This is a genomic window from Sphingobacterium sp. LZ11T8, assembly GCF_024261425.1.
GTDB lineage: Bacteria > Bacteroidota > Bacteroidia > Sphingobacteriales > Sphingobacteriaceae > Sphingobacterium.
Window position 1 is genome coordinate 195774 of the sequence record NZ_JANBZY010000002.1, and the last position, 11674, is coordinate 207447.

The 11674-nt window shown below is 39.3% G+C and carries 12 protein-coding genes; 3 read left to right on the plus strand and 9 right to left on the minus strand.

The window, feature by feature from the left end:
* Positions 1-54: 54 nt before the first annotated feature.
* The 4 genes from NLF99_RS05765 to NLF99_RS05780 all read right to left on the minus strand — a co-directional run bounded on the left by NLF99_RS05765 (position 55) and on the right by NLF99_RS05780 (position 5519).
* Positions 55-1335: an anthranilate synthase component I family protein gene (locus NLF99_RS05765; RefSeq protein ID WP_254527106.1), complete on the minus strand. Its 1281-nt coding sequence runs from the start codon at positions 1333-1335 to the stop codon at positions 55-57.
* Positions 1336-1340: 5 nt separating this feature from the next.
* Positions 1341-2612 (minus strand): adenylosuccinate synthase, encoded by a 1272-nt coding sequence (locus tag NLF99_RS05770; RefSeq protein ID WP_185214429.1) that lies wholly within the window; start codon positions 2610-2612, stop codon positions 1341-1343.
* Positions 2613-2738: 126 nt separating this feature from the next.
* Positions 2739-3233 carry a Fur family transcriptional regulator gene (locus tag NLF99_RS05775; protein WP_093096388.1) on the minus strand — a complete coding sequence of 165 codons (495 nt, stop codon included), beginning with the start codon at positions 3231-3233 and terminating at the stop codon, positions 2739-2741.
* Positions 3234-3314: 81 nt separating this feature from the next.
* Positions 3315-5519, minus strand: a complete 2205-nt coding sequence (locus tag NLF99_RS05780) for a bifunctional (p)ppGpp synthetase/guanosine-3',5'-bis(diphosphate) 3'-pyrophosphohydrolase (protein ID WP_185214431.1) — start codon at positions 5517-5519, stop codon at positions 3315-3317.
* Positions 5520-5656: 137 nt separating this feature from the next.
* Between NLF99_RS05780 and NLF99_RS05785 the strand changes: the two genes are divergently transcribed.
* Genes NLF99_RS05785 through bshB1 form a run of 3 tightly spaced genes read left to right on the plus strand, consistent with a single transcriptional unit; the run spans position 5657 to position 7580 of the window.
* Complete coding sequence (locus NLF99_RS05785) at positions 5657-6301, plus strand: DUF4294 domain-containing protein (protein ID WP_237219462.1); 645 nt, start codon at positions 5657-5659, stop codon at positions 6299-6301.
* Between the two features lie 12 nt (positions 6302-6313).
* Positions 6314-6811, plus strand: coding sequence for a glutathione peroxidase (locus NLF99_RS05790; RefSeq protein ID WP_185214432.1), 498 nt, complete (start codon positions 6314-6316; stop codon positions 6809-6811).
* 49 nt (positions 6812-6860) lie between these two features.
* Complete coding sequence (gene bshB1, locus NLF99_RS05795; RefSeq protein WP_254527109.1) at positions 6861-7580, plus strand: bacillithiol biosynthesis deacetylase BshB1; 720 nt, start codon at positions 6861-6863, stop codon at positions 7578-7580.
* 128 nt (positions 7581-7708) lie between these two features.
* Here bshB1 and NLF99_RS05800 read toward each other — a convergent pair whose 3' ends face one another.
* The 5 genes from NLF99_RS05800 to NLF99_RS05820 all read right to left on the minus strand — a co-directional run bounded on the left by NLF99_RS05800 (position 7709) and on the right by NLF99_RS05820 (position 11650).
* On the minus strand, positions 7709-8689 hold the full coding sequence (locus NLF99_RS05800; RefSeq protein ID WP_185214434.1) for a bifunctional riboflavin kinase/FAD synthetase: 981 nt from the start codon (positions 8687-8689) through the stop codon (positions 7709-7711).
* 26 nt (positions 8690-8715) lie between these two features.
* Positions 8716-9438 (minus strand): tRNA pseudouridine(55) synthase TruB, encoded by a 723-nt coding sequence (truB, locus tag NLF99_RS05805; protein ID WP_254527111.1) that lies wholly within the window; start codon positions 9436-9438, stop codon positions 8716-8718.
* A 231-nt stretch (positions 9439-9669) separates the two neighbouring features.
* Complete coding sequence (locus tag NLF99_RS05810) at positions 9670-10488, minus strand: undecaprenyl-diphosphate phosphatase (protein WP_185214436.1); 819 nt, start codon at positions 10486-10488, stop codon at positions 9670-9672.
* Entirely contained in the window at positions 10488-10742 is a 255-nt protein-coding gene (locus NLF99_RS05815) for a DUF3098 domain-containing protein (protein ID WP_185214437.1), read from the minus strand. Before NLF99_RS05815 ends, NLF99_RS05810 begins: the two co-directional genes overlap by 1 nt.
* A 29-nt stretch (positions 10743-10771) precedes the next feature.
* Complete coding sequence (locus NLF99_RS05820; protein ID WP_093096407.1) at positions 10772-11650, minus strand: ABC transporter permease; 879 nt, start codon at positions 11648-11650, stop codon at positions 10772-10774.
* Positions 11651-11674: the final 24 nt, after the last annotated feature.

Genomic DNA, 11674 nt, shown 5'->3' on the forward strand with positions numbered 1-11674 from the left:
TGCAGATTTTATTGAAAAAATAACTACAATATATTGGGTATCTGATGAATTTATTTAAAGCTTTTGTTCTAAAGCTTTCAAAATCGCACTTGCTTTGGTATAACATTCGGCGAATTCATGTGCTGCATTGGCATCTACAGTGATGGCACTGCCGGTATGGAAGGATAGGTATTGTTGGGTTTTATTGAAGAGAATGGTACGGATGACCACGTTAAAGTCAAAATCACCGTCAGCAGAAAAGTATCCAATAGCACCTGAATACACTCCGCGACGTGATGTTTCGTATTTATCACATAATTTCATGGCTGAAATCTTTGGTGCGCCAGTCATTGAACCTGCCGGAAAGGTGTTACGGATAACTTCAGTTTCAGTTAGGCTTTCATCCATTTCGCAAGATACCGTGGAAATCATTTGGTGGACATGCTCAAAGGTATAGATTCCGAGTTTCTCCGTCACCTCAACTGTTCCCGGAATGGCACTTCTCGTCAGGTCATTTCGAACGAGATCCACAATCATGACGTTCTCTGCAATCTCTTTGGGATTTCTTGCAAGATTGTTCCTCAACTCTTCATCTTCTTTTGCATTCTTTCCTCGAGCTGCAGTTCCTTTGATCGGTTGGGAAACCAAAGTTTTTCCTCTTTTTGCAAGAAAGCGTTCGGGAGAAGCGCTGATGACGTACTTGTCCCTGACCTTGATGAAAGATGAGAATGGAGTAGGGGAAAGGCTATTCAAACGTAGGTACAGGGCCTCAGGATTATCAATCTCTGCCTGCTCATCATAAAACTCCTGACAGAGGTTGGCTTCATATATATCACCCTGATAAATATGCCTTTGGATATTATTGAAAGCATCAAAATATGCCGCTTGATTCATTCTAGGCTGTATTTTGCCCTTAAATTGATAATGCAGATCCAAGCTTGGGAACATACTGATCTCTTCAAATGTTTTTTGAGGATCCTCCGCAGTTATACTGATTGAATCCTTGTTCAATTCAATTAATATCTGAGGAATAAAGAAGTACGCATCTGGAAAACCAAGTGGGTTAGGGTGGTTAGTTTGAAGATCTTCGACCTCGTTTTTGAGATCATAACTAAGAAATCCCGGTATCAAAGTGTTTGGATACCGGGATTTAAAGTTTTCTAGATCAGTAAAGACTGATCCTACATTGGCTGAGAATTCTTCCTTAGCACCAATGGCTAATAGATTCCCAATCTTTGAATATTGATTTTGGAAACCATTTGATTGAAAAAGACATACCGTATCAAATCCTTTAGACCAATTAAGTGCCTGAAGTAAAAATGTAGAAGAGTCCGTTTCAAAAATGGCTTTTGCCATATTTCTTATAAAACAATAGTTTGCGTACGATCTGGACCTACTGACAAATACTTAATTGGCACATTCAATTCTTGTTCTAAGAAAGCAATGTAATTGTTCAATGCAGCTGGAATTTCATCTTTACTACGGATACCAGTTAAATCTGTATTCCATCCTTCAACTTCTTTCAGGATAGGCTCAGGTTGGTGAGTTATGATTTCATATGGCATGTAATCGATAGTTTCACCTTGGTATTTATAGTGTGTACAAACGTAGATCTTGTCAAAAGTATCCAATACATCCGCTTTCATCATGATCAATTCAGTAACACCGTTGATCATAATGGCATATTTCAATGCAGGAAGATCAATCCATCCGGTACGACGAGCTCTACCTGTAGTCGCGCCAAACTCATGACCTAATTGGCGTAATTTCTCGCCAGTTTCATTTTCAAGTTCTGTCGGGAATGGACCGCCACCTACACGAGTTGCATAAGCTTTAAAGATTCCGAATACTTCACCGATTTTGTTTGGAGCAATTCCTAAACCTGTACAAGCACCAGCAGTAGTGGTATTTGAAGAAGTTACGAATGGATAAGAACCGAAGTCAACATCCAGAAGAGTTCCCTGTGCACCTTCTGCCAACACACGTTTACCATCTTTTAGGTATTGGTTTACAAGGTGTTCAGAATCTACATGAGGGATAGATTTCAAGAATTCAATAGCATCCATGAACGCTTTTTCCTTTTCAGAAAAATCAGGAATCTCACCATAGTGAGCTAACATGGAAAGGTGCTTTTGCTTAAGTTTTTCGTAACGCTCCATAAAGTCGGGAAGAGTTGTATCTCCGACTCTTAAGCCATTACGGCCAGTTTTGTCCATATAAGTAGGACCGATACCTTTAAGTGTAGAACCGATCTTACCAGCGCCCATATTAGATTCAGATGCTGCATCCAATAGTTGATGGGTTGGTAAAATTAAGTGTGCTTTACGCGCAATTACCAAGTTTCCTTTACCAACTGGATCGAATCCAGCGGCTTTAAGGTTGTCCAATTCTCTTTTCAGGATGATAGGGTCGATTACAACGCCGTTACCGATTAGGTTTAGGGTTCCTTCATTGAAGATTCCTGAAGGAATAGTGTTCAATACAAATTTCTTGTTGTCAAACTCTAAAGTGTGTCCCGCGTTTGGTCCGCCTTGGAAGCGAGCGATCAAATCATATTTTGGACAAAAAACATCAACGATTTTTCCTTTTCCCTCGTCTCCCCACTGCAATCCCAATAGCACATCAACTTGCATAGTATTACTTGAAATTTATTAGTTAAAATTTATTTTGTTTATTCACGAATCAAAAAAAAATTCGGAAAAAGGTGCTCATGTGCCTTTTTCCGAACAAAGGTATATATTAATTCCTCGAATGTTAAATTAATTTGAAATTACTGCTTCTTTTACGGGTGCCTCTTGGTTGAGTTTACTTTTTCTGCAGTCAGCACAGATTCCATATAGGTTTAGGGAATGGTGCTTGATATCAAAATTCAATAGGTCGCCAATCATGGATTGGATCTGGTAAACCCTAGGGTCACAAAACTCCACTACTTTATTGCATTCGATGCAGATAACGTGGTCATGTTGTTTGTAACCATACGATTTTTCAAACTGAGCCATATTGCGGCCAAACTGATGTTTGGTCACCAAGTCACATGATACCAGTAATTCTAGGGTATTATATACCGTCGCTCTACTTACACGGTATTTTTTGTTTTTCATGTGGATATATAGAGATTCTACATCGAAATGGTCTGATCTCGAGTAGATTTCTTCTAAGATTGCATAACGCTCAGGTGTTTTTCTGAGATTTTTGTTTTCTAAATAGGCTTCAAAAATCTTCTTTACGGTTTCGTAATTTTCCCCTTGTTTCATAAGGTATTTCCTTTATAAGTTCCAAATTTACCAAAATAGGATGGTAATATCCATGTGAAAATGTCAAGACCTTGTAAGTCTTTAGTTTTCTGACTCATATCGTGTTACTCCAGTAATGCCTGGAATCTGTTTCAAATGCTTGATTAAACTATCTAATTGATTGGTGTCGTTTACAAAGACCATAATATCCCCTTCAAATATCCCCTCGTTACTGGAAATGGATAGAGAGCGGATGTTCACCTTGAAGTCCTGTGAAATCACGGTTGTGATCTTATTTACTAAGCCCACATCATCAATACCGACGATCTTCAACCCGGTTAAGAAGGCAACATTATTGTGCAATGATGCCCATTTAGCTTTTAATATCCTATAGCCATAGTTAGCCATCAACTTCGAAGCATTCGGACAGCTGGTGCGGTGGATCTTAATGCCATCATTGACTGTCAAGAAACCAAAAATATCATCACCAGGGATTGGGTTACAGCATGGTGCCAATGTATAATCGACTTTCTGATAATCATCGCCGATCAGGATGGTATCATCCTTTTTGTTGATCTTCTCAACCAACCCATTGATATGGGATTGGAATTGATTCTGATTTGCGTCTTCAGAACGCTCATTGGCAACAAAATTTCTAAGGTTCTTAATATCGATAGCTCCCTTTGCTACATTATAGAATAGCTCCTGCGAACTAGGGAATTTAAAGAAATTAGCGATTTTATTGATGTTTTCCGTGTTGTAGGTAATCTTTAGAGATTTCAGTTTTCTTTCCAAGATCTCCTTACCGTCCTCAGCTACACGGCGTTTCTCTTCCTTCAAGGAAGATTTGATTTTTGACTTCGCCTTTGCCGTTACAACAAAGTTTAGCCAATCTTCTTTTGGAGTCTGTTTGCTGGAGGTGATAATCTCTACCTGATCGCCATTTAGAAGTTCATGGCTCAGGGGCACCAATTTATGGTTTACCTTGGCACCAATACAGGTTGCCCCAATATCGGTATGGATTTCAAAGGCAAAGTCAAGGGCCGTAGCACCGTTCGGAAGCTGCACCAAGGTACCTTTAGGCGTGAAGATAAAGATCTCGTCCGAGAACAAGTTCATTTTAAAATCATCCACAAAGTCCAGGGCGTTAGGTTCCGGATTGTTCAAGATATCACGTACCTTTTGGATCCATTGATCCAATCCATTGTCAGAGTTCGACTCTTTATATTTCCAATGGGCAGCAAAACCTTTTTCGGCAATCTCATTCATCCTTCTTGTCCTGATCTGCACTTCTACCCATTGACCTCTCGGGCCCATAACGGTAGTGTGCAAAGACTCATAGCCATTTGCCTTCGGAGAAGACACCCAGTCGCGCAAGCGGTCTGGATTCGGACGATAAAGGTCAGTTACGATTGAATATACCTTCCAACATTCTGTTTTTTCCTTTTCATCATCCGTATCAATGATGATCCTGATGGCGAATAGGTCATAAACCTCTTCAAAAGGAATGGACTTCTTGCGCATCTTGTTCCAGATGGAGTGGATGGACTTAGGTCTTCCAAAAACAGAAGCATTGATACCTTCTTCAGCAAGAATCTCCTGAATAGGAGAAATGAAGTCAGCGATAAACTTTTCACGTTCAGCCTTCTTTTCATTCAGTTTCTTGGCGATAAACTTATACGTATCGGGATCCGTATATTTCATCGAGAGGTCTTCCAGCTCAGATTTTATGGCATACAATCCCAGTCGATGGGCTAGGGGAGCATAAAGGTAGCTGGTTTCCGAAGCGATCTTCAATTGCTTATGGCGGGCCATGAATTCCATGGTCCTCATATTATGAAGACGGTCAGCCAGTTTAATTAAGATTACCCTAACATCATCCGCTAGGGTCAAAAGCATTTTTCTAAAGTTCTCGGCTTGCATGGAACTGTTCGGGTCAAAGATCCCAGAGATCTTGGTCAGGCCGTCGATAATACGCACCACTTTTTTTCCGAACTGTTCTTCGATATCTTGAAGGGTAACACTAGTATCCTCAACAACATCATGTAGCAATGCACAAACAATAGAAGTAGTTCCAAGTCCGATTTCTTCTGCAGCGATCTGTGCTACAGCGATAGGATGGTAAATATAAGGTTCGCCAGATTTCCGGCGCATATCTTTATGGCTTTCCAGTGCTAAATCGAAGGCCTTTCTGATCTGTTGCTTATCTCCTTTTTGAAGAGTGGGCTTACAAGCCCTTAAAAGTGCGCGGTATCTTTTACGGATTTCCTTATTTTCAGCCTCAATATCAATCACATATTCTTCCATAAAATTGCATTGCTATCAAAAAAAATAAAATAATTTGCTATATTTATTGAACAAATAATTAAAGATTTTATACTAAATTGTAAAGTATAAATATACAGAAAAAAAATGAATTTTATCGCATAGGGCTTATTATATTGATGATGTGTGGAAGTAACATAAAGTGGGTTTTTATCGCAGCGATCTTGTTTGTATTGCCAGGGATTGGCTTTGCTCAAACATTGATAAAACCTCAGTATGGACCGGGTAAACCTGAGGTGGTAGAACATTATGCAACTACAACCCTTGATAATGGTGAAGTTGTTCCTTGGTTCCCAATTGAGGAAGTTGTCATATACGCTAGGCGAACATTTAAAACAGAAGAAGACAGGCAGAAATATTTAAGGTTAAGAAGGAATGTGATTCGGGTTCTTCCTTATGCTATCTATGCCCAAAAAAGATATGAGCAATTAGACCGGGACTTAGCCTTGGCCAATTCAAGGCGTGAAGAGAAAAGATTGATCAAGGAGTGTGAGCGGGAAATCAAGGATAAGATCACTTCGGAAGTCAAGAACCTCAGCGTTTCTCAAGGTAAGATCTTGATCAAATTGATAGAAAGACAGACTGGAAACACCAGTTATGACCTTGTAAAAGACATGAAAGGCGGTATCTCCGCATTTGTATATCAAGGTGTGGCCAAGATATTTGGCCATAATTTAAAGAGTACATATGATCCTCAGGAAGATTATGAGATAGAGAATATTATTCGCGAGTACGAACGTTCGCGGCCGATGGTAAAACGTTAAAAACCTATTATTATGAGTAAGACCGTATATGATTATGATGCATTAGAGTTTAGTGGACAGAAGAGATCACTTCGAGATTTTGAAGGCAAAGTTTTACTCATTGTCAATACCGCAAGCAATTGCTTTTTCAGCAGACAGTTCAGGACCCTTGAAAATCTGTATAAGAAATATAAAGAGTTGGGTTTTGAGGTGTTGGCCTTTCCATCCAATGATTTCAGGAACCAAGAACCCTTGACCGGAAGGACCTTGGAGACTTACTGCCGGATCAATAGGCAAGTTACATTTCCTGTTTTTAAGCGAATCCATGTGAAAGGGGAGTTTACTGACCCACTTTACAGGTATCTAACCAACATTGAGGAAAACGGAAAGATTGGCACTATCCCGAAGTGGAATTTCCATAAATATTTAATTAATAAAAAAGGTGAAGTAGTCGATCATTTCTACTCATTGACAAGCCCAATGTCAAAAAAAGTCCACAATCGCATTGAAGAGCTTCTAGGAGATAAGTAATCGCTTTAAATTTTAGTAGTTTTGTGTATTGTACTTAATACACAATTTGATGAAATTAGATTTACTTGTCATGACCGTACATCCTGATGATGCAGAATTGGGAGCCGGTGGTGTTATTGCCAAATATGTAGCTGAGGGTAAAACAGTAGGGATCGTAGACCTTACTTTAGGCGAATTGGGTACACGTGGTACTCCAGAAATCCGTGCCCAGGAAGCTCAAGACGCTGCAAAAATACTTGGTGTAGCCGTTCGTGAGAACCTTAGGTTACGGGATGGATTCTTCCAGAACAACGAAGAAGGTCAGAAGGAAGTGATTAAGGCAATTCGAAAGTTTCAACCTGAAATCGTCATCACCAATGCTTGGGAGGACCGTCATCCAGACCATGGCCGTGCTAGCAAGCTTGTTAATGACGCATTGTTCCTTGCTGGTCTGAGAAGGATAGAAACTGAATTGGAAGGTCAGTCTCAAGAACCCTTTCGTCCTAGGCTACAGCTTCAATTGATCCAAGACAAATATATTCAACCAGACATCTTAATAGACATTACGAAGTATTGGGATATCAAAGAGCGTTCAATATTGGCTTACACCTCTCAATTCAATGTCGAGAACCAAGATGACGAACCGCAGACCTATATCTCAAACCCTGACTTCATGGATTCCACAAAAGCAAGGGCTCATGAGTTCGGAAGATCCATCCAGGTAAAATATGCCGAAGGATTTACCAGTAGAAAGATCTTAGGTGTGAATGACCTGTTTGATCTCTATTAGCTTTATTAGATGGAGATGTGAGATATGAGAAATAAGAAAAGGACCAATTTGGTCCTTTTCTTATAATCTTGATATTTAATAAATTTTCTATCTGAAATCTCAATACTCAGATTGCACATCTTCAAAAACTACTTCCCTTCGAAATATTTCCTGATATCAGCTTCGTCTTTTTTGATCTGTTCCTGCATGAGCTCAAGGCTTTCGAACCATTGATCATGGCGGATAAATTCAAGGAATTTTACACGGATGGTTTTGGTATAAAGATCATCGTTGAAGTCCAATAGGTTGACCTCAATTTTTCTGTTCATCCCATCCACGGTAGGACGGGTTCCAATATAGCACATCCCTTTTGCCACACGTTCTGGTACCGGTTCAAAATAATCGCCTGTTACTACTTCAGTGGTTTTAGGGAAGATTTCCACATCCACGGCATAGATACCATAAGCAGGAATTAATTTATGGGATTCATGCACGTGTAAGTTTGCGGTCGGGAAACCAATCTCACGTCCAATCTGATCTCCTTTAATCACTGTTCCCGTCAATTCAAAGGGATAACCTAAGTATTTGTTAGCCGTTATAATATCACCTTTGATCAACGATTCTCGCACTCTGGTGGAAGAAACCGCTACATCTTCGATGTCCTGTTCAGGGATTTGATCTACGGTATAGTCAAAGATCTCAGAAAAATGAATTAAATCCTTAATGGTACCTTTTCGGTCCTTACCAAAATGGTGGTCATAACCGATTACAATTTTCTTACATCCAATTTTATTGACCAGAACATCTGAAATATATTCTTCTGGGTTTTGATTGGAAAAGTCTCTGGTGAAAGGAGTGATGATCAAGTGGTCGATACCTGCCAGTGCCAATCGTTCCACCTTTTCTTCAATATCATTGATCAGCCTTAAGCTATCGTCATCTGGATTGATAATTAATCTTGGATGCGGAAAAAAGGTTAACAAAACTGTCTCGCCAGTATTATCCTTTGCCAATTCGGTCAACTTATTTAGAATCTTCTGATGACCAACATGCACGCCGTCAAATGTCCCTATCGTGACGATAGCATAATCCAACGCTTTGAATTCATCCAGATTTCTGTATATTTTCATTATATGATTTTCTAAGCTTAGAACTATTAAACCGTTTGGTTCTTTAACTCCCTTACTTGATTAATTAATTCAGTTAATTCCCAGGCGTCTTTGACATCAAAGTCGCCCGATTTTGTCCTTCTCAAAGAAGATAGATGTCCGCCACAATTCAGTTTTTTGCCGAAGTCATGGGCGATGGAACGGATATAAGTTCCTTTACTGCATTTAATCCGGAAGTAAACCTTTGGCAATTCGATCTTTTCAACATCAAATTCCATGATTTCAACCCTTCTTGCCTTTAACTCGACCTCTTCACCACGTCTTGCTTTCTCATACACACGCTCTCCCCCAATTTTAATAGCAGAGTGGGCAGGAGGGAACTGATCTTGGACACCAACAAAAGAAGCTGCTGTATTCAAGATATCTTCATCCTTCAAGAAAGAATAGTCAAAAGTTTGGTCAATTTCAGTTTCTAGGTCATATGAAGGAGTGGTAGCTCCTAAGGTTATGCTTCCAGTATATTCTTTGTCTTCAGCTTGGAACCCATCGATTTGCTTGGTCATCTTACCAGTACAAACGATCAGCAGTCCGGTTGCTAAAGGGTCTAAGGTACCAGCGTGTCCAACTTTAACCTTCATCGGTTTAATGCTGTTGCGCAATTTACCAACGACATCAAAACTAGTCCACGTTAATGGCTTATCGATTAATAACACTTCACCCTCCGCAAAAGCAAATTTTGGCTTAGCTTGTCCTTCTATATTTTCGCTCATTTAATCTTAAAGTTTCATGGAATTCATTCCAATCTGTGCATCAGTTCAGAATGTCTCCTCTGGCTAATTTTCTGCAAAAATAGGAATTTTATTTTGAAACAAGACATCAGATATCAGACAACCGACAAAAGACTTGAAATAAAAAAGGACCTAAAAAGGTCCTTAAAAATATTATCTAACATATACAGTTAGAATATTCTTGTGTCTTATTTATCATGTCTATTGTCTTACCTATCCTTGCGTATAAAAAAACACCAACAGGGCTATACCGATAACAATTCTATACCAGCCCCAGAATTTGAAGCCATATTTTGTTAGTACGCTGATGAAAGTTTTTACGGCAATCATGGCAACGATAAACGCAACGATATTCCCGATGATAAAAATCATGATGTTTTCATTGCTGGCCATGATCATCTCATAACCTTTTGCCGCATGTTCTGTTCCTTCAGCCCATGTTTTGACGAAAATGGAGTAGACAGTTACGGCAAGCATCGTAGGTACGGCCAAAAAGAATGAAAACTCAGCAGCTGCTTTACGGTCCAGTCCTTGGGTCAAACCACCGATGATGGATGCTGCAGATCGTGAAGTTCCTGGCATCATCGCCAAACATTGCCAAATACCAATAATAAAGGCTTTCTTTACCGGAATTTCCTTCTCATCGGTAATCTTTGGATTCTTAAACCATTTGTCCACAAACAATAGGACCACACCACCTAAAACCAATACGGTTGAAATGGCAATCTGGTTTCCTAACACCGCCTCAATCTTATCATCCAATAATTTACCCAATACTAGGGCTGGAATAACGGCAATGGCTAATTTGTAGTAAAATTTAAGGTTTTTGAAATCAAAGAATCTTTTCCAATAAAGGACAACAATGGAAAGGATAGCTCCAAACTGAATAGAAACTTGGAACATCTTTAGGTATTCGCTTTCTTCCATACCCATCAATGCGGCCGTAAAGCCCATGTGAGCAGTAGAAGAAATAGGAAGGTACTCTGTTAAACCCTCGACGATAGCGAGGATAATTGCTTCTAAATAACTCATTATTCCTGGTTTGTTTTGTTCTTAGGTTTATACAATATTGCTACAAATCCTAATGCAAAACCAGCAACCACAACAATAGGTGCCAAAGTGATTTTGGTAAAGCTGTATATATCCTCTGTACCCATCATCAAGATGAAGCCAATGGCCACCACAACGATACTCAAAACAAATAATTGATAGTTTATTTTCTTAAATACAAACCCCGCATTTGAAGCATTTGCTGGAGTTCCTTTTACATTCTTAGTTTGACTCATTTTCTGAACGGATTAACAATTGATCGATTTTATCTATATAAACTTGCTGATTTAGCACGTAAATATTTGGTAACGGCAAAGTATGTACTTGCTCCAGAGATCAAGATACCTAATCCTAAAACGATGGCAAAAATCATTGCAAATTCAAACCAATCGCGTAAGAATACCAATTCAGGTACTTGTTTTTGAGCAAATTGTAAGGTTAGAATCAATAGTAAGATAGCAATCAAGGCACCGATCAATCCATGGGCAATCCCGTATAATATATATGGTTTGCGGATGAACCCTTTCGTAGCACCGATCAACTGCATACTCTTGATCAAGAAACGCTGAGAGTAGATTGCTAGTCGAATGGTATTGTTGATCAAAGCTACGGCTATGATCAAAAGAATCACGGTAAAGGCAAGAATCACGATACTGATCACACGGATGTTTTTGTTGACCATATCAATCAATGACTCTTGGTAAACCACCTCTTTAATGCGGCTGTTTTTTCCAATCTTATTGATGAAGGTCTGGATCGAATCGCTATTCGCGTATTGTTCCTTCATGTACACATCAATAGATGGCAGCAAAGGGTTTCTACCTAAGTATTCAACAAAGTCTTCACCCAAATCCTCTCTAAGGTTCTTTGCAGCGAGTTCCTTGCTCACATATTCCGAACGTAAAACATAAGGGTCTTTTTCAAGATCCTTTTGTAGCGATAGCACATCACCTTCATTGACATTATCATTGACGATGACGTTCAAGACGATGTTCTCTTTTACATAGCGAGATAAGTTTTTAGCATGGACTAGAATTAGTCCCAAAAGACCAGTCATCAATAAAACCAGTGCAATACTGATTACTGTAGATACGTATACTGATTTAGTTTTTTTCCTTGGTGAACCCTGTTCGATCACTGACATATATTTGATTCTGCGGTTATCCTT